The sequence below is a fragment of the Mesorhizobium qingshengii genome, from assembly GCF_027563465.1.
GTDB lineage: Bacteria > Pseudomonadota > Alphaproteobacteria > Rhizobiales > Rhizobiaceae > Mesorhizobium > Mesorhizobium qingshengii_A.
Genome location: NZ_JAPFQA010000020.1, coordinates 26869 through 45771 on the forward strand (window position 1 = coordinate 26869; position 18903 = coordinate 45771).

General features: G+C 61.8%; 16 protein-coding genes. 5 read left to right on the forward strand and 11 right to left on the reverse strand.

Annotated features, from left to right (window positions below; genetic code table 11):
- The first annotated feature begins 120 nt into the window (after window positions 1-120).
- A complete protein-coding gene (locus OOJ09_RS27770; protein ID WP_269908257.1) occupies window positions 121-1938 on the forward strand; it encodes a chloride channel protein in 1818 nt (605 codons plus the stop codon).
- Window positions 1939-2333: 395 nt separating this feature from the next.
- Here OOJ09_RS27770 and OOJ09_RS27775 read toward each other — a convergent pair whose 3' ends face one another.
- Complete coding sequence (locus OOJ09_RS27775) at window positions 2334-2885, reverse strand: nucleoside-diphosphate kinase (protein ID WP_269908258.1); 552 nt, start codon at window positions 2883-2885, stop codon at window positions 2334-2336.
- Between the two features lie 2212 nt (window positions 2886-5097).
- The gene (locus OOJ09_RS27780; protein ID WP_269908259.1) at window positions 5098-5511 is read right to left on the reverse strand and encodes a hypothetical protein; all 414 of its coding nucleotides are present in this window, start codon (window positions 5509-5511) and stop codon (window positions 5098-5100) included.
- Window positions 5512-6183: 672 nt separating this feature from the next.
- On the opposite strand from OOJ09_RS27780, the gene OOJ09_RS27785 reads away from it, so the two are divergent.
- Window positions 6184-7203, forward strand: a complete 1020-nt coding sequence (locus OOJ09_RS27785) for a YihY/virulence factor BrkB family protein (RefSeq protein ID WP_269908260.1) — start codon at window positions 6184-6186, stop codon at window positions 7201-7203.
- A gap of 88 nt (window positions 7204-7291) precedes the next feature.
- Here the strand turns inward: OOJ09_RS27785 and OOJ09_RS27790 are convergent, their stop codons facing one another.
- From OOJ09_RS27790 to rnk, 3 genes are all read right to left on the reverse strand, one after another.
- Window positions 7292-7420 carry a hypothetical protein gene (locus tag OOJ09_RS27790; protein ID WP_269908261.1) on the reverse strand — a complete coding sequence of 43 codons (129 nt, stop codon included), beginning with the start codon at window positions 7418-7420 and terminating at the stop codon, window positions 7292-7294.
- Between the two features lie 139 nt (window positions 7421-7559).
- Window positions 7560-8123, reverse strand: a complete 564-nt coding sequence (locus OOJ09_RS27795) for a nucleoside-diphosphate kinase (protein ID WP_269908262.1) — start codon at window positions 8121-8123, stop codon at window positions 7560-7562.
- Between the two features lie 161 nt (window positions 8124-8284).
- Window positions 8285-8749, reverse strand: coding sequence for a nucleoside diphosphate kinase regulator (rnk, locus tag OOJ09_RS27800; RefSeq protein WP_269908263.1), 465 nt, complete (start codon window positions 8747-8749; stop codon window positions 8285-8287).
- Window positions 8750-9218: 469 nt separating this feature from the next.
- Here rnk and OOJ09_RS27805 point away from each other — a divergent pair, with 469 nt between their 5' ends.
- A complete protein-coding gene (locus OOJ09_RS27805) occupies window positions 9219-10076 on the forward strand; it encodes a universal stress protein (protein ID WP_269908264.1) in 858 nt (285 codons plus the stop codon).
- Between the two features lie 6 nt (window positions 10077-10082).
- Here the strand turns inward: OOJ09_RS27805 and mnhG are convergent, their stop codons facing one another.
- From mnhG to OOJ09_RS27835, 6 genes are read right to left on the reverse strand one after another with little or no spacing between them, the layout of a single operon-like run.
- Complete coding sequence (mnhG, locus tag OOJ09_RS27810; protein WP_269908265.1) at window positions 10083-10472, reverse strand: monovalent cation/H(+) antiporter subunit G; 390 nt, start codon at window positions 10470-10472, stop codon at window positions 10083-10085.
- Window positions 10469-10750: a K+/H+ antiporter subunit F gene (locus OOJ09_RS27815; protein WP_269908266.1), complete on the reverse strand. Its 282-nt coding sequence runs from the start codon at window positions 10748-10750 to the stop codon at window positions 10469-10471. Before OOJ09_RS27815 ends, mnhG begins: the two co-directional genes overlap by 4 nt.
- Window positions 10747-11232 carry a Na+/H+ antiporter subunit E gene (locus OOJ09_RS27820; RefSeq protein WP_269908267.1) on the reverse strand — a complete coding sequence of 162 codons (486 nt, stop codon included), beginning with the start codon at window positions 11230-11232 and terminating at the stop codon, window positions 10747-10749. Before OOJ09_RS27820 ends, OOJ09_RS27815 begins: the two co-directional genes overlap by 4 nt.
- Window positions 11229-12872, reverse strand: a complete 1644-nt coding sequence (locus OOJ09_RS27825) for a monovalent cation/H+ antiporter subunit D (RefSeq protein WP_269908268.1) — start codon at window positions 12870-12872, stop codon at window positions 11229-11231. The genes OOJ09_RS27820 and OOJ09_RS27825 overlap by 4 nt, the downstream gene beginning before the upstream one ends.
- Window positions 12872-13213, reverse strand: coding sequence for a Na+/H+ antiporter subunit C (locus OOJ09_RS27830; RefSeq protein WP_269908269.1), 342 nt, complete (start codon window positions 13211-13213; stop codon window positions 12872-12874). The genes OOJ09_RS27825 and OOJ09_RS27830 overlap by 1 nt, the downstream gene beginning before the upstream one ends.
- A complete protein-coding gene (locus OOJ09_RS27835) occupies window positions 13213-16131 on the reverse strand; it encodes a monovalent cation/H+ antiporter subunit A (protein ID WP_269908270.1) in 2919 nt (972 codons plus the stop codon). The genes OOJ09_RS27830 and OOJ09_RS27835 overlap by 1 nt, the downstream gene beginning before the upstream one ends.
- Before the next feature lie 517 nt (window positions 16132-16648).
- On the opposite strand from OOJ09_RS27835, the gene OOJ09_RS27840 reads away from it, so the two are divergent.
- A complete protein-coding gene (locus OOJ09_RS27840; protein WP_269908271.1) occupies window positions 16649-17923 on the forward strand; it encodes a M20 family metallopeptidase in 1275 nt (424 codons plus the stop codon).
- A gap of 138 nt (window positions 17924-18061) precedes the next feature.
- Window positions 18062-18730, forward strand: coding sequence for a trimeric intracellular cation channel family protein (locus OOJ09_RS27845; RefSeq protein ID WP_269908272.1), 669 nt, complete (start codon window positions 18062-18064; stop codon window positions 18728-18730).
- Window positions 18731-18903 lie beyond the last annotated feature (173 nt).

The following is an 18903-nucleotide window of genomic DNA, read 5'->3' on the forward strand; positions in this document are numbered from 1 at the left end:
TTCGAGCGAAACCGGCTTGAATATTTATATCGTGTTACGATACATAGCCAACCGACAACCCGGCTGGCCGCTTCGGCCGTGCCTCAGGTTCGAGATCCGGCCGCCGCCAGAAAGCACCCCATGAAGATCCACCATTCCAATCCCGGCCATCTCAGGGATTTCACCACCGATGCCAGGGTGCTGTTCATCGCGGCAATAGCCGTCGTGGTCGCCTCGGCGGGCCTGTTTGCCGGCATCGGGCTTTTGAAGCTGATCCGTCTGGCCACCAACATTGCTTATTTCGGCCAGTTTTCGCTCGCCGATCTCAAGCTGCGGGACACGCCGCTCGGACTTGCCGCCGTCATCGTCCCGGTGATCGGCGCGCTGATCATCGGCCTGATGGCGCGCTTCGGCAGCGAGAAGATTCGCGGCCACGGCATTCCCGAGGCTATCGAGGCGATCCTGCTCGGGCGTTCCAAGCTCGACGCCAAGGTTGCGGTCCTGAAGCCGCTGTCGTCGGCTATCTCGATCGGCTCCGGCGGCCCGTTCGGCGCCGAGGGCCCGATCATCATGACCGGCGGCGCGATCGGCTCGCTGATCGCGCAGATGCTGCCGGTCAGCGACAATGAACGCAAGACGCTGCTGGTGGCTGGTGCGGCGGCGGGCATGACCACCGTGTTCGGAACACCGATCGCCGCCATCATGCTGGCGGTCGAACTGCTGCTTTTCGAATGGACCCCGCGCAGCTTCATCCCCGTGGCGGTGGCGGCGATCATTGCCGAGGTCGAGCGCACCCTGCTGCATCTGCCTGGCCCCATCTTTCCGTTTCAGGGCGGCATGGAGGTGTCCTTTGTCGGCCTTGCCGGCTGGGTGGCGATCGGTGTCGCGGCCGGCCTTTTGTCGGGGCTGCTGACGCAGATGGTCTATGCCTGCGAGGACGGCTTCCAGAAGCTGCCCATCCACTGGATGTGGTGGCCAATGATTGGCGGTCTGGTGATCGGCATAGGCGGGCTGATCGAACCGCAGGCGCTCGGCGTCGGCTATGACAACATCTCCGACATGCTGGAAGGCCGCACGGTCGCTAACGCGGCACTCATCCTCTTGGTGGTGAAGGCCATCATCTGGTCGGTTGCACTCGGCTCGGGAACATCTGGAGGTGTGCTGGCGCCGCTGCTGATCATGGGCGGTGCGATGGGGGCGGTGCTCGCTGGCGTTCTGCCTGCGGCGGATCCGGGCTTCTGGGCGCTGCTGGCGATGGCCGCCACGATGGGTGGTACGATGCGGGCGCCGCTGACCGCAACTTTCTTTGCCGTCGAACTGACCGGCAATACGCACATGCTGGTGCCGCTGATCGCGGCCTGTGCCGCGGCGCACGCGGTCACGGTGCTGCTGATGAAGCGTTCGATCCTGACCGAGAAGATCGCCAGAAGGGGACACCATCTGGTTCGCGAGTATCGCGTCGATCCCTTCGCTCTGACCAGGGTGCGCGAGGTGATGACCTCCGAGGTCGAGAGTGTGCCGGCGACGATGACGCTGCATGGCGCCGCGGCATTCCTGACCGCGCCGGAAACGCGGCATCCGAGCTTTCCAGTGATCGACGAGAACGGGCATGTGCTCGGCCTCATCGATCCGCCCGCGATCCTGCGCTGGAGACGCGCCGGCACCCACCGCACCACGACGCTTGGCGAGTTGCTGGCCGGCGGCAAAGTCACGCTGGCCTATCCGGATGAGTATCTGGAAGGTCTCTCCGACAAATTGCTGATCGCCAACGTATCCCATCTGCCCGTCGTCACCCGTGAGGGCTTGCAGTTGGTCGGCTATGTCGGCTGGAAGGATCTGATGCGCGCGCGGTCCAGGAAACAGGCCGAGGAGCGCGACCGCTCGACCTTGCTTGGCTTCGGCACACGGCGCGGGAACGCGCTCGATGGCCAAAAGACAAACAAGCAATTCAGCACCTGAGCTGGACTCTCACTCAACCAAAATATGTGCTGCCCGAGCAGCTTCGACGAAGACTTCTCTTGCGACATCGGCGGGAGACACCCCCACTTTTGGCCTGTCGACAAGCTCTTAACGCGGACCGATGTATTTGACTTCCTGCGTCGCGCCAGTGGTTTCGAGCAAATCTGCCGCTTGTTGAGCGTTCGACAGATTGCGAATGTCTCCACTTATGCCAGTGGTGACAGGACACAGGCTTGGAAAACCAGGCTTCGTCCATGATGGAACCTTAGATGAAGCGTACTGAACCAAAACGCACGCGTGGATCAACGGTTTCGTTGAACCGCAGCCACCGTTGCGTGCCACGCGGACGTGACACCGATCACGTCCGCGCCCAAAGCAATACTTATTTTGCCAGCTTAATCAGCTGACGGTCCGGGATCGTCGAAGCAATCCGTCATGAACATCGACCTGGCTGCCCTCAGGAGAATGTCTCCTGAGCCGCGCGCGGCGCCCAGAGCGGGCTGAGGCGCTTGCCCGCTTGCCGCCGCTCGACCAAGCCTGGCCTTTTCTCGCAGGGAGGACTCAGGCTGATAAACCACATGATCTACGGAGACCGTTTCTTCGCTTCCGTCCCCCCCCGCGAATGTCATCCGCTCGCCTTCAGCCACGCCCAGAAGCGCGAGCCCGCGCGGATTGGTGATCGACAGAACCGACCCGACGAGGCCGCGCATCACGTCATGGGTAACGATGCGCGTTTCAGCCGGGGCATCGTTCACCCTGTAAGTGACCCGGCTGCTCAGCGTTACAACGTTTGCCGGGATATCCTCCCGGAACGTCACGACGGCGGCCGACAGCTTTCTCTTCAGGATGGGGACCAAGGGATCGTCACGCCCAAGGCAACGGTCGAGCATGATTTCGAGGATGGTGTAGTCTTTTGTCGTGAGGCGAAAGACTTGACTGTTGCGCATGACATATCTCCACATCGCGCGGCGATTGTTTTCCGCAGCCGAGCCGACAGAATACGTCGGGAGAAAAATACCGCCCCTGGCTCTGGCAGGCCGAGCCAGGGGCCATGATCCCGCAACGGGGAAAACCCGGACGTAAAAAGCGATTTCACGGCGGTTTTCATGGTACTATAACGGTTTAAGTTCGGAATAGAACCAATATGTGACCGACTTCAAGACGGTCTCATAACCCGATTCGGGGCGATTATCTGCAAGGCAGCGTCATATGTGTTATGTCGAATACTATTTCTTCGGCACGCGCTGCCCCGTTCTGACAGATTGCTGAGATACCGCAGATATTTCTACATCTTTTTCTCTGATTTTCTTTGGCTTGCGAATTTCTCGGTTACCGTTTTTCTTTGACATTGGATTCCTGCCCTGAGGTCAAGGTTTCGTCAGCTGCGTCCGGCTCTTTATCGCGCCGGAACAAGCCGCGTGACGTTCACAATCGGATTGAGCCCGCAAATGTTGTGGCCAGCTCACCCACTTAGATCGGTGATGTCAGAAGAACTCCCTGGCCCGCTTGTCGCTTCGGCGACAATCCGGACCAGGGCTAGTGGCCTACGATGAGGCCCAGCCGAACAAACGGCAAATAGCGGAGCAAACTTTGCATGCCGCCATTTTGACCATAACGCCGCAGAAGTCAAATGTGGGAATGCATGTCACAAGGAATACTTTTGTCGCAGGGCAGTTTCCATCCTTGCTTTAGCCGGAGCAACGTTTACATTGCCGGCATGCGCACGAAAACGTTTATCTTGATGCTGAGGCTTTCCGGGGAAGCATATGCTTTTCCCCGGGGTGGCTCGATGGTGAACTGAGGGCCGCACAGTACTCCACTCCGGGATGGATCGCCAAATCGACGCGGTGCAGTTTTTTGCACGTTGCTTTTACAACGTGCGCCTGGAGTCCACTATGTTCACCCACGTCCTGGCCGTCACGTGCCAGACCTGTCGCCGTAACTTGCCCAGAGCTGCACGCCGGTGCCCTTGGTGCGCTGGCCAGGGCATCCGTCAGCATGGCTGTCATGCACGCCCTCAGAAAGGGCTTTCGAGGCCATCGGTCTGCGGCGCTCGAAAGCGCCGGGACCTAGATTGCGCCGACGATTGAAAAGCTGCTTGCCACGGCGAGCGAGCGTCGTTCCAGGACACCGATATAATCCGTCGACAAGGCGCCCTTGCGTGGCGCCAATCCAAGGGTGGTGAGCTCAAGACTATCCTGAGCACCGCGCGCCGGGGCGGCGGATTGTGCCAAAGGCTGGCCAATCAAAGCCAAGAGCCCGGCAACCTATCAGAAGATCCTTCGCGACGGTTCGACGCCCTTACGCCGTCTTGTTCTGTTCGGCATCGAAGTCCGGGGGCACGCTGACAACTGGCAGAAACCGGAAGACGGCCGTGTGCCTGGTGAGCAGGGGCCGGTCGTGGCTGGCTCATTGCAAGGACCTGAAAGCCAAAACAGAAAGCCCGGTTTCACGCCGGGCCTTGGGATAGGTCAATGGGGAACACCGAAATGCGGGAGAATAGGCGCCTTCGGCACCCATACCTTGCCTTGCCACTGCAAGTGCCCTGCCGCCAGCAATGCTGGCGACAGAGAGTCGGGAGCGCGTGCGGTAACAGTTAATTCAACCATTGCTAGTATTTTGGTGAGGCAGCGGCTCCGACACAGCGACGGGGTGGGTTGCCGGAGCCGCCCGCGCAGCCAGGGTTGGGGTTCGACCGCGCTGTCCCAGAATAGGACGGCGCGGTCAACGATTCGTTAAAATGCTTCGCAACCAATTAAGTGCCCGCTGATTTGGGTTGCGGTTTCATCCCGACATTGATGCCGGCGCTCGTCGACCGGCCCCCCGAAGGTCACGACTGGACGGCGAAATATCGCGATCTTGGAGGCCGCGAGCCTCGATGCGGGAAGCGCCAACGCGGTGCCTGCCTTGGCTTCGCGAAGCCCAGCCGGCATCGTTGCGCCAGCCAGGGCGCTCGCGCCAATAACGCTGGATGCCGGGTGCCGTCATTTGTTCAGGCCTTGGAAGGCTGATTTCGTCACGTGGTCCACGGCGGTTGCTTCAAACGCTGCACGCCCACAGCCAACACAATCGGAACAAGACCGTCCAGAACGAGTTCAGCCCGCTCATACAGCTATGTGAATTCCTGCCATCGTAGTCGGGTGGTTCCTCCTTGTTCGGTCACGGATAAGGCGTCGCGCCTTTCTTGGCTTGCTTCGGCTCCGGCTTTGGCTGTTGGAACACTATCCCGCAGCCCTTCTGCGCGCTGGCTATTTCGAGCGCCTGCATCTGGCCTTTCAGATTGGCGACCTGGCCAGCTTCAGCGCCGTCGCCATGCATCAAGAACAAGGCAGGCCAGAAGACAACCATTCCCACCGTAAAGGCGACGGCATCTCCTGTCGCTTTCTGGTTCTGGTTTCCGGTTGCCAATGCAACTTGAGACGTCACCGCCTGTGCCTCTGCAGCGATCTGTTGACAGGTCAAGCTCTGATACAAAATTGGTGATGTATAAGCGGCTGTGATCTTATCTGCTGGCGTGGCGCAGGCGGTCAGCAGAGCGGCCGAAGCCACCCCTAAATATCCAAGAGTTTTCAAGATTTTTCCCCAATGCCCGGCCCACCCCTGAGCCATAGATCCAGAATAGGTCAGACAACCGGTTGAGAGACAATGGCGCTCCTGCATCAACACGCAGGATTATCCAATGGGCCAACGCCAATGACCCTTGCAGTTGGAGGGTGGCATCAGCGTTTCCTCGCGACTGGTTGGAGGGGGCAAACAAGCATTTGGCATGCGGTTCCGACGCCGTCTGACGATCGGTGTGAAGGGGGCCCCTGACGCTGCTGGCCCGCAAGATCGTCGCACAACTGCTTGACCGCAATTCGCTGTATCGCGGACGAGACCGACCGACTGCGGCCCAGGGGACAGTTCGAGCGAGCGACCAGGTGTCACCCGACGTCGACGCCGGCGGTAGGGGGCGAGGCTCTTCTGGAGCCCCCGAACTGGCGTTGAACCGGCATTTGTCGCAAACCCCGCGCCAGCCAACCAGGCAGAGACGCCATTTCTGACTTCCTGCCAGGCGATGGAGGCCGCGCGGAGTCGGCCCACCGCAGATCGGGCTCGCGCTGCCATAGGAAACGAGACCCCGCGGCGGTTCCTCGTCGAGAGTTTCGATCCAAGTCCTGAATCCGCGTGAGCGGCCTGATCGGAACATCGGAAGTTCTGGCGCATTGCTGGTAGACACAATTGCCAAATGCCGACGGACGCAAGATGCGACGCTCGATCACAAATGTATGGGACCTGGCGAGGGAAAGCGCTGTCGGCTTCGTCAACGACAATGCTCTCAGTCATGGCGCGGCAATGGCTTTTTATGCCGCCACCTCCCTGGCCCCAATTCTGCTGATTATGGTCGCCATTGCAGGTCTTGTCTTCGGTCGCGACGCTGCGCAGTTGGCATTGTCTGCTCAGATCTCGGGGCTGATGGGGCCAGAAAGCGCAAATCTCCTGCAGAGCGCGCTGCAGAGCGCCTCGAGCCGGTTATCCGGAACCTGGGCCGCAGCGATCGGGGTCGTCACGTTGCTGGTGGCCGCATCGGGCGTCTTTGGCGAAATGCAGCAATCCCTGAACACGATCTGGAAGGTTGAGCCCCAGGGAAGTTCGTTGTCGCGTCTGGTCCGGGCCCGCGCAGCAAGTCTGGGTTTGGTCGCTGCGCTCGGTTTCATGTTGCTGGTGTCTCTCGTTGCAAGCGCAGCGATCGCGGCACTGGGGAACATCATCAATGCTCATCTTCCGTTCGGCACAATTATCCTCGGCATGATCAACGCGGTCATTTCGTTTGTGCTGATCTCGGCCATGTTCGCCGCAATCTACAAAGTCTTGCCCGATCGAACCCTGCAATGGCGGGACGTGGCGATTGGCGCTGTCATGACCGCAGCCCTGTTCACACTGGGGAAATCTCTTATCGGCTGGTACATCGGCACCAGTGCTGTCGCCTCCTCATATGGGGCGGCCAGTGGGCTGCTCGTCGTCCTCCTGTGGGTTTTCTATTCGTCTGAAATCTTTCTCCTCGGGGCCGAATTCACGCGCGCCTATTCTGTTCGACACGGCAGCAAGTCAGACCTGAAAGCTCTGGTTCACAGTCCTTTGCCCGCAAAACACAACGCATTTCGCGCAGCGCAGAATTCCGGCTCCGCGGGCGTGATCACCCTGCTGGCAGTGGCGTGCGCGAGCGCAACGATGACCGCTCTTATGCTTGGTCTTCGGCGTTTCCAGGCCGGCAGGGATGGCTGACGTCGGCTGGTCTTGGAGGACGTCGCGGCTCATACCCTCGCGAAAGCCTGCCGCCCAAGCCGGTTAGGTGCTTGGCTTCGTCGGTCATTTACATTTCAATCAAAGCGTAGGCCACGCCAAAGATGCCGGTCATCAGGACGGCAAAGAATGCCCAGCCCCTCAACGCAGCCCGCACATCCTCCGGCTTGGCGCCATTCTGGTGGTCATCGTCATGCATGATCAGATCCTCGTTGGTCGGTCTCATTCGGTACAAGATCAGGCCCGTCAACAACTCTGCCGACGGGGCGTCTTGTGAGGGCAGCAGCCAACGGAACGGTTGTCTGCCCGCCTTCACAGCCTTTGGGATAGTCGAGCGCTCAGGCCGCTGACGGACCCGGGTCGTCGAACCCGGCGTTGAAAGCCGCCATGGCCTTGTCATCCGCTTTGTCCTGCAGCTCATCCGAACGATGGACGACGCGCAGAATTGGTCCCCCCGGCCGCAACGAGTCCTGCGCAGCGCCTTCCGTCAGCTTCAATCTCTCGCGCCTTGCGGCTTCTGGCTGATAGACCACTTCCTGCACGGTCAGCGTCTCGACGCCGCCGTCCGCAGCTGGAATGGACATGGACTGACCTTCGGCCAGACCCAGCAGCGCCACGCCGCGCGGATTGGTGATGGGCAAAAGCATGCCAACCAGACCGCGCATCTCGTCATGTGCGACGATGCGGGTTTCGGCTGGGCCGTTGTTTACGCGATAGGCGACGCGGCTGCTCAGCGTCACGACGGTTGCGGGGATGTCTTCGCGAAACACCACAACCGCGCTCGAGATCTTCCGTCGAAGGATAGCCGAGAAGGTTTCATCGCGGGCGGGATGGCGCTCCCGCATCACCTCAAGAATTGTATAGTCCTTGGTGGTCAGTTGGCAGCTGTCGATAGGGGGCATGGTGCGTCTCCAGCCGGGCCCGCGCAAGGGATCCGGCGTCAAGCGGTTGATCGGATGTGGAAGGCAACCCCTGTGCCGGACCAGATAGGCCGGCGCAGGGGGTCAGACTCCCACGATCAGGCCGCCTGCGTGATTGAGGAGACGGATCGAAATGCCCATGTCTAGACGCCCGCCGCGATCGTCGCAGACGCGGGTCCGTGCCGATCGGTGCCGTCGCCTTGCGAAGCGGGCTGGGCCACGGCAAGCACCGACAGTTCGTGCCGGCGTCCGTCGCGGGCGGTCCACATGATCGATTGTCCGGCCGAGAGACCGATCAGGGCCGTGCCAATCGGCGTGAGGATTGAAACCTTGCCCTCAGCGATGTCCGCATCGGCTGGATATACCAGCGTCACTGTTTTCGCATTGCCAGTATCGGGCTTGAACGTCACCGTCGAACCCATCCGGACGGTGCCGTCGGAAACCCAACCATCGGCGACGATGCGTGCGCGCTCAAGTTCGGCGAGCAGTTCATCGGACGCCTCCGGGTTGCGTGTCGCCACAGTGCTCGCAAGCACCGACAGACGCGCATGGTCCGACTGCGAGATGCGGATGTTCGGCTTACGCCGGGTTTTCGTGTTGGTTTGCATTTGAACACTCATGCTTTGCCCACACCAGCCGCCCGCCAAGGGCGCCGGAACTGAGCCAATTCCTGAAATCTTGATAATAACCGCGATATCGCCGAGGCTGTGCAGCCGTGCGGATCATCCGATGTTGATGTAAGTCATGCCCCGCGGCTCGGGGCGCGCATAGCAGCCGAGCCGGGGGTTACGATCCCGCGATCGGGCAAACCCGGAAAAGAAAATCACGACGGATTTTGGCTGCGCTGTTCATACAGTCATAGTTGGTGAAGCAATCCTGGAAGTCAAGGCCGACGATGGCAGGCGCGGCTGCAAGACCACCTGCTCTTTGCATTGCCAGGGCGGCACTTGCCGTATTGAGGAGCTGGCGCCTAGGATGGCCCTTCCGCACAAGCGAGACCATCGTCAACTGGATCACGACCCAAGATCTGCCGAAGGGCTACGCTGATGATCTCACGGGCGAGGAACAGGAGCTGCCATGAAAATCCTTGCGGCGACAGATTTTTCCACCCGCTCACAGCGGGCAGTGCGGCGGGCCGGTCTTTTGGCTCGGCAGGTTGCCGCGCAACTCACACTCGTCCATGTCGTCGACGACGACCAACCCTCGGCGATCGTTGAACTCGAAAGCCGTGAAGCTCGGAGATATCTTGAGGAGCAAACGATCTCCATGGCTGAACTGCAGGGACTGCGGTGTGATGCCGTGGTTGTCGCCGGCGATCCGTTCGACGGCCTTTTGAAGGCGGCCGAGGCGCGTTCGATCGATCTCATTGTCATGGGCGCGCACAGAAAGCAGTTGCTCCGCGATATTTTTGTCGGGACAACGATCGAACGGGTGATCCGTACAGGACCGTGCCCGGTGCTGATGGTGAATGCAGACGCAAAGCATGCATACAGAAAGGTGATGGCCGCTGTCGACATGTCCGAGCCCTCCGCCCGTGCAATCAGGACGGCGAGGGAAGTTGGGCTGATCGGCGATGCCAACCTTTGGCTGGTCCATGGTTTCGATGCGTTCGCCAAGGGAAAAATGTCAAATGCTGGAATAGGCAAGGACGAGATCGCGCGCTACGTGGCATTAGAACGCTTGCAGGTGGGCAGGGACCTGGTCGCGTTTCTGGAAGCAAATGATTTTGGCGTCGACAAATGGTCGCTGCGTGTCAAGGAAGCGGGCCCTGTCGACGCGATCATGGAGGCGATCAAGGAGGTTGCGCCAGATCTGCTGGTGATCGGAACGCATGGCCGTACGGGTCTCATCAAGGTGCTGCTGGGAAGCGTGACTGAAAGCATTCTGCGATCGGTCGACGTGGATGTTCTAGCGGTGCCGCCTGTCCGAAGTTGATCGAGGCTATGTGTTGGATGATCGTCGTCTTTCGTTCCGGGATTCCGCAGCCGCCTCGAATGGCGGGACGCCGTCGTTGCCCTCGCTGCGGTCCCGGTAAAGCGCCGCGCGCGCCAGAAGCATAAGCGAGACCGGCGTCGTGACCGTCACGAACAGTGCGATCAGTATCTCGTGCAGGACAGGTTTCGACTGAAGCACGGAATGAAAGATCATCGAGGCGATCAGAACACCGCCCGTGCCCCAGGTGGTCCCCAGCGTCGGCGCATGTATTCGTTCGTAGAAGCTCCTGAACCGCAGGAGCCCGACCGAGCCGAGCAGGGTCAGCGTCGATCCCAGGATCAGGAAGAACCCCGTGAGCAGAGCCGCCCAGACCGGCAGATCAGCGGCATGGGTCATTCGATCACCTCGCCGCGCATGAGGAATTTCGCCAGCGCCGCGGTCGAGACGAAGCCGAGAAGCGCGACCACCAGGGCAGCCTCGAAATAGACGGTGCTGCCGGCACGGATGCCGAAGGTCAGCAGGAGGAGCATGGCGCCGACATAGAGCGCATCGGAGCTCAGAATCCGGTCTTGGGCGCGCGGCCCTCGAACGAGGCGCAGCAGAGCGCATGCCATGGCGGCCAGCAGAAGCAATTGGGCGATGGTGACGGACCAGGCGATTATGACGCCACTCATTCGAAAATCTCCATCAGCCGCCGTTCGTAACGCCGCTTGATCAGCTCGATCCACGCCTGCTGGTCGATCAGGTCGAGAACATGGATGCGAAGCATGCCGTTGCCGGCATGATATTCCACCCAAGCCGTGCCGGGCGTGCTGGTGATGATGCAGGCGAGCACGGCCAACGCAGTCCGGTCGCGCAGTTCGAGAGGGATCATCACGAAGCCGGATGTTCGCGCATGCCGCCTGCCTTGCAGGATGATGCCCGCCACGGCGATGTTGGAGCGCAGAATGTCGGCCAGGACGATCAGGGCCAGTGGCGGGATCATGTCCCAGCGTCGTATCCTTGGTTTGACGGGTTGCAACGCTGCCATCGCCAAGGACGCCGCAAGCGCGATTATGCCGCCGAGAACCACCTGGCCGACGGACAGCCCATTGAGCAGGACCCACATCATCAGCAGCGACGCTGTCAGCAGCGGATAGGGCACAAGGGCGCTCATTTGTCGCTCGGAGCGTTGGGGCCTGGTGTCGGTTGGGCGGACAGGACGTCTCGCACATAGCCCGATGGCGAATGCAGGGCCTGGGCGGTGGCTTCCATATAGCGCATGATCTGTCCGCCCTGAACCGCGATCACCAGGCAGAGCGTCAGCAGGAAGGCTACTGGCGCGATCTCCAGGAGCAACACGCGCGGTACGGTGCCTTCGATCGGCGCCCAGAAAATCTGCATGCCGGCGCGCATCGTGGCGATCAGGGCGCACAGGCCGGAGAGGATCAGCAACGCGACCAGCACCCATGTCGAGCCCGCGACGACGACGCCGTCCGCCACCGGCTCGGGGCGCACCATTGCGGTCAGCAACGCGAACTTTCCGACAAATCCCGAAAGCGGTGGCAGGCCCGCGAGCAAGAGGCCGCATGCCGCGAAACAGATACCGAGAACGGCCAGCGTCCCGGGAATGGCAACGCCGACTTCCTCGTCCGCCACGTCCTCCTGCGTATCGTCGCTATAGGCTTCCATGGTCACCGACAGAACATTCGCGGCTGGGTCCTGCACGCGCTCGACGAGCTCGATCAGGAGAAAGAACGCACCGATCGTCAGGGTTGAACTGACCATGTAGAACAGGGCTCCGGCAGTGACCCTCGCGTCGGCCATGCCGATCGCCGCCAGCAGCGTGCCGGATGAGACCAGGATGCTGAAGCCGGCGAGCCGGCTCACCGCCTGCGACGCCAGCACGCCGATCGCGCCGAAGGCGATGGTGGCCATGCCGCCGAACAGCAGCCACGCGTCGCCAAAGCCCGCCGTGGCGCCGGCATCGACGCCGAAAAGCAGCAGGGAGAGCCGGAGGAGGACGTAGAAGCCGACTTTGGTCAGGATCACGAAGATCGCGGCCACCGGGGCCGCTGCCGCTGAATAGGCGCCCGGCAGCCAGAAGCCGAGCGGCCACATGCCCGCCTTGACCAGGAAGGCAATACCGAGGACGGCGGCGCCGGCTTCGAGCAGCATCCGATCCTGCGCCGGCACCGCCGGGATTCGCTGCGCAAGGTCTGCCATGTTCAGCGTACCGGTCACCCCGTAGATCAGGCTGACCCCGATCAGAAACAGCGACGAAGCCGCGAGATTGACTGCAATATAGTGCAGGCCCGCCTTGACGCGGAGCGGTCCCGAGCCATGCAGCACGAGGCCATAGGAAGCGGCCAGAAGCACCTCGAAGAAGACGAACAGGTTGAACAGGTCACCGGTAAGGAACGCCCCGTTCAGCCCCATCAGGAGAAGCTGGAAAAGCGTATGGAAATGCGGACCTGCCTTGTGCCAGCGCGCCAGCGAGAAGGCCAGGGAAGCTAGCGCCAGGACACTGGTCAGGACCAGCATGAGGGCAGATAGCCTGTCGAGCACGAGCACGATGCCGAACGGCGCCGGCCAATTGCCGAGCAGGTAGACGCTGTTGGTTGCTGCGCCGGACGAGGCGGTGGCATTGTCAGCGGAGCCAAGCAGAGCGATGGCGACGACCATCAGCGCAAGTGTCGACATGATGCTGATCACTGCCTTGATGACATGGCGACGCTCGTCCAGCAGCAGCAGAAACGCCCCTGCCGCCAGCGGCAGGACGATCGGCATGACAATGAGATGACCTGCCGCTTCCATCAATTGGGCTCCCTGCCGTCAACGTGATCGCTGCCCGTCAGGCCGCGTGAAACGAGCAGCACCACGAGGAACAGGGCAGTTGTCGCGAAGCCGATGACGATCGCGGTCAAAACAAGCGCCTGTGGTATGGGGTCGGCGTGGTCCGCCGGGTTGAGCACAGCGCCGGCCTGGAGAACGGGGGGCGCATTCGCCCTAAGTCTGCCCATCGAGAAAATGAACAGGTTGACGCCATAGCCGATGAGCGACAGGCCGACGATGACCTGAAAGGTCCGCGGCCGCAGCAACAGCCAAACGCCGGACCCCGTCAGCACGCCGATTGCGATGGCGACGATAAGCTCCACTATGCGATTTCCTCGTTGCCTTGCGCGGCGATCCGGGATGCGCGCAGCCGGCGGATGGACTGGTGGGCGAGAGCGATCAGCATCAGCACCGTCGCACCGAGAACGAGCGAAAAGACGCCGAGATCGAAAAGGGTCGCGCTAGCCGCCGGGACGGAACCGATCAGCGGCAGTTCGACATAGCCGGAATACGAGGTCAGGAAGGGGTATCCGAACAGCCAGGAGCCGGCGCCGACGAGGGCGGCCAGGAGAAGGCCGAAGCCGATCCAGTTCACCGGCAGGACCCGCAGCCTGTCTTCAACCCAGCGTGTGCCGGCCGCCAGATACTGCAAAATGAAGGCAGTGGCCAATGCGATGCCGGCGACAAAGCCGCCGCCGGGGAGGTCGTGGCCGCGCATGAACAGATAGGCGGCGAACACGATGATCACCGGAAACAGCCATTGCATGATCACCGCGGGGATCAGCAAATAGTCGCTCACCGTATCGCCCGCCTCGCGATAGGGCCGGGCTTCGTCAAATGCCCGCTGGAGGCGTTGCTGTTCAGGGGGGGCCACATTGTCGGGCGCCGGCCGGAACCGGCGAAGCAGGGCGAACACCGTCAAAGCGACGATGCTGAGAACCGTGATCTCGCCGAACGTGTCGAAACCCCGGAAGTCCACCAGGATGACGTTGACGACGTTTCTGCCGCCGCCTTCCGAATAGGCCTTTGTCAGGAAGAAGTCGGCGATGGTCGCGGGCGGGGTCCGTGTCATGACCGCATAGGCGATCATGGTCATGCCGGTTCCGCACGTCACAGCCATGGCCAGATCGCGGTAGCGGCGCAGTCTTGCCCCTGTCGTGGCCAGGCCGGGGGTTACGTCTGTCGACCGCTTGGGCAACCAGCGCAGGCCGAGAAGGATGAGAACCGTGGTCACCACCTCCACGAGCAGTTGAGTGAGCGCGAGGTCTGGTGCGGAAAACCAGACGAAGGTGATGCAGGTGACAAGTCCGGCTCCGCCGAGCAGGATCAGGGCGAACAGTCGGTGGAACTTGGCTTGCCACGCAGCGCCGAGAGCGCACAGGACGCCGATCGCCCAGATACCGGCGAAGGAGACGTCGGCGCCTTGGACTGTCAGCCGACCGGGATCGAAACCGAGCCTGTAAAATGGCCATGCAGCGGCGATGACGGCCACGACGACCAGCAAGCGAAGTTGCGGCTGGAGCCGACGCGTTCCAAGACGGCTTTCCATGAAGCGCGCACCTCTCCACGAGACCGCCACCACCACGCGCTCGAAGACGCGCTGCCCCCTGAGACGGCGGAGGTAGGGTGGTCCGTCCTCGCAGCGCGCCAGATAGTCCTTCAGGAGCAGATAGAGGATTGCCCCGCCGGCGAGCGCCAACACGCTCATGAACAGCGGAATTGTGAACCCATGCCAAACGGCCAGGCTGTACTCCGGCGTTGCGGATCCGAGGACGGCGGTGACAGCGGTGTGGAGGAACGGGCCGATGGTCAGGCCGGGAACGATCCCGACCAGGAGGCAGGCGAGGACCAGAAGCTGAATCGGAAACCGCATGAAAAACGGCGGTTCGTGGGGTTCGCGAGGCAGATCAGCCGGCAGCGGCCCGAAAAACACGCTGTGGATGAAGCGTACCGAGTAGGCAACCGCGAAAGCGCTGCCGAGGACGGCCGCATAGGGCGCGGCGGTATCGAGAATGGAATCGGCGTGCGTTGCGATCGCCTCGGCGAAGAACATTTCCTTGGAGAGAAATCCGTTCAGGAGGGGGACGCCGGCCATGGCTGCGCTTGCCACCATGGCGAGCGTCGCGGTGTAGGGCATGAAGCGGAACAGTCCGCCCAGCCGCTGCATATCGCGCGTTCCGGTCTCATGGTCGATGATCCCGGCAGCCATGAACAACGAGGCCTTGAACGTGGCGTGGTTTATCATGTGGAAGATGGCTGCGACCGCCCCCAGTGGGCTGCCGAGGCTGAGCAGAAGCGTAATCAGACCGAGATGGCTGATCGTCGAATAGGCGAGCAAGCCCTTTACGTCCCGCTGGAAGATCGCAAAATAGGCTCCCAGCACGAAAGACATCATGCCGGCGAAGCCTACGATCCAGAACCATTCGTACGTCCCCGCAAGCACCGGCCACAGGCGCGCCAGCAGGAACACGCCGGCCTTCACCATCGTCGCCGAGTGCAGGTACGCCGAGACCGGGGTCGGCGCCGCCATGGCGTTCGGCAGCCAGAAATGGAACGGAAACTGCGCGCTCTTGGTGAATGCCCCGAGGAGCACAAGAACCAGGATAGGCACGTAGAGGCCGTGGGAGCGGATCAGGTCGCCCGAGGCCAGGACACGATCAAGGTCATAGCTCCCAACAAGATGGCCGATCAGCAGGAAGCCAGCCAACAGGCCGAGGCCGCCGAGGCCGGTAATCGTCAGCGCCATGCGGGCGCCGTCACGGGCGCTGGCGTTGCGGTGCCAATAGCCAATCAGCAGGAAGGAAAAAATGCTGGTCAGCTCCCAAAACACGACCAGCAGAATCAAGTTTCCGGAAATGACGACCCCAAGCATCGATCCCATGAAGGCGAGCAGGAATGAAAAGAACCTGGGAACGGGGTCTTCGGGCGACATGTAGTAACGCGCATAGATGACGACGAGGAAGCCGATGCCGCTTATGAGCATGGCGAACAGCCAGGCAAATCCATCCATTCGCAAAGTGAAATCAAGGCCCAGCGTGGGAAGCCATTGGATATCGCTGCGCACCGCACCTCGATCGAGGATGGACCGATAAGACCCAGCCGCCAGAACCAGACCGATGAGCGCCACTGCGCCGGCGAGAGTCGCTGCGGCGTTGCGCGCGTTTTTCGGAAGTACGATCACGGCAAGGCTGCCCGCGAAAGGCAGGACGATCATCAGAACCAGCGATGTTTCGTCTGTCATTTATTGCCGCCCAATGTCATCGGAGACAGCCCTTGCTCTGCCCATTATGGTTCTCCCTTGACATTGAGCAAGGCATTGATTTGGCCAGTTCCTCCAGCCAACGCCGCGCTCCCCTCACTGTGCCGTGCAGGGGAACCGCCCGCAGACGCTGCGAGAAGGCGGCGTGCCGGCTCCCGGCATGCCGTCAGCGAAGCACCTGCCGCCAGATGTTCTCCACTCCGCTTGACGCAGGCCTGGCCGCGGCGCGCCTTGGACAAGGTGCCAGCACCGGCGCTCCCGCGGCCCTGTTTACCCCGGTCCCGCCCGAGCTTTTCCGCCAGTCCGAGAAGGACGACGTCACGTCGTTGTCGACGACGAAAGGCAGCGAACAGGGTCGACTTGTGCCGAAACGCGAATGTGAGATGGGGTCACGATCAGTTGATCGAAGGAATTGGACTTGCCGTCCCTTCAGGTGACGACGATCATCATCATCGCCGCTGGCCATCGAAGGTTCAAAAGCCGTCGGTAGGAGACTATCATGCAGAAGGATACATCTCGCGAGGACACATCGGCCATCTTGTCGAACATGGGCAAGCTGCTGCCCCATCTTGAGGCGCTCTACAAGGACATTCACGCCCATCCGGAACTCTCGATGCAGGAGACGCGGACTGCGGGCCTCGCCGCGGACGGGCTCAGGAAAGCCGGCTACGAAGTGACGACCGGGGTCGGCAGGACGGGTGTCGTGGGACTGCTCCGCAACGGCAAGGGACCGACGGTGATGCTGCGTGCCGATATGGACGCGCTGCCGATTGCCGAGAACACCGGCCTTGCCTATGCCAGTCAGGTCACGGCGACGGACGCCGAGGGAAAAACCGTACCAGTGGCGCATATGTGCGGCCACGACATGCACGTCGCCTGGCTGGTTGGTGCGGCAACATTGCTGTCGCAGACGCGTGATGTCTGGAAGGGTACCTTAATGCCTGTCTTCCAGCCCGGTGAGGAAACCGCGCAAGGCGCCCAGGCCATGATCGACGACGGCCTTCTTAAACGCTTTCCCACGCCCGATGTGGTGCTCGGCCAGCATGTCATGGTCGGCCCGGCGGGCAGTGTCGCCGGCAGCGCCGGACCAATCACCTCCGCGGCCGACAGCTTGCAAATCCGTCTGTTCGGGCGCGGAGCGCATGGCTCGATGCCGCAGGCGAGCATCGATCCGGTCGTCATGGCGGCATCCGTTGTCCTGCGGCTTCAGACCATCGTTTCGCGCGAGGTTGCCGCCACGGATGCCGCAGTGGTCACCGTCGGCGTGTTGCAGGCCGGCACCAAGGAAAACGTCATTCCCGACGATGCCATCATCAAGCTCAACGTTCGCACCTTCGATGCCGGTGTGCGCAAGCACGTGCTTGCGGCGATCGAACGCATCGTCAATGCCGAAGCCGAAGCCTCGGGCGCCCCGCGCAAGCCGGAGATCACCCCGCTCGACCGCTACCCTCTCAACGTGAACGACGAGGCCGCGAGCAATCGCATTGCCGAGGCTTTTCGCGCGTATTTTTCCGCCGACCGGGTAAAACACACGGGCCCCGCGCCGGCCAGCGAGGATTTCGGCTGCTTCGGCACCGCTTGGCAGGTGCCTTCGGTGTTCTGGTTCGTGGGCGGCAGTGATCCCAGCATCTATGCGAAGGCCAAGGCGGCGGGCAAGCTGAACGAACTGCCGGTCAATCACAGCCCACAATTCGCGCCGGTCCTGCATCCGACCTTGGAAACAGGTGTCGAAGCGCTGGTTGTCGCAGCGCTGGCCTGGCTTGGCGCGGCCTGAGGTGCCTTGCCTGGGGCATGGCGGAGCGAGCGCGTCGGGTAGAGCCTGTAAGTCGACCTGGCGCTTTTGCGTATCGGTTTCCGACTGCCATCTCGCGCCTTCGGACCGACGCGCTAAGCTCTTGCGGGCGGAACCACGATGAACACCCTTGAAACCTTCGTGCATGTTCTCGACCTGATCGGCACCTTCGTTTTCGCAATCAGTGGGGCGGTTGCTGCCGTCAACCGCCGCCTCGACATATTCGGCATCCTCGTTTTATCCTTCGTGGCAGGAAATTTTGGCGGGATCACCCGCGACCTGCTGATCGGCGCAGTGCCGCCTGCCGGCCTGACCGATGGACGATATCTGCTGGTTTCTGTCTTCGCAGGGCTGATCACCTTCTTCTGGTATGCCGGCGTCGACAGGCTGCGCAGTCCCGTGCTCCTGTTCGATGCGGCGGGACTATCGCTTTTTGCAGTCGCGGGCGCGCAGAAGGCGATCGAGTTCGGCTTGAACCCGATGATGGCCGCGCTCCTGGGCATGCTGACCGGTATCGGCGGCGGCATGACGCGTGACGTCCTGCTCGCAGAGATCCCCCAAGTGCTGCGTTCCGATCTCTATGCCGTTGCCGCATTAGCCGGCGCATCCATCGTCGTCATCGGCTATGTGCTGGGTCTTTCCTACGGCGTCTCGGCCCTGGCTGGAGGTGGGGTGTGCTTTGGCCTTCGCTTCATGGCAATCCGATACGACTGGCGTCTGCCCGTCGCACATCTGTCGGCGCGAGGACGGGCGGAAGCAAACCCTTCGGACGAGGAACCACCGCGTTGAACCTCGGCGATCGCCGCGCTGGCCAAATGGAGCCCGCTGCCGTTTTGGGACGCTTGCGGCGGCCAGGATGGCTGCCCCCCGGATCCAGCGACCAGCCCGACTGGCGAGGCCATTTTAGCCGTCGACATCAGGCAAGAGGACCTTGATCTGTGTCGAACCCATCCGTCGAGCCC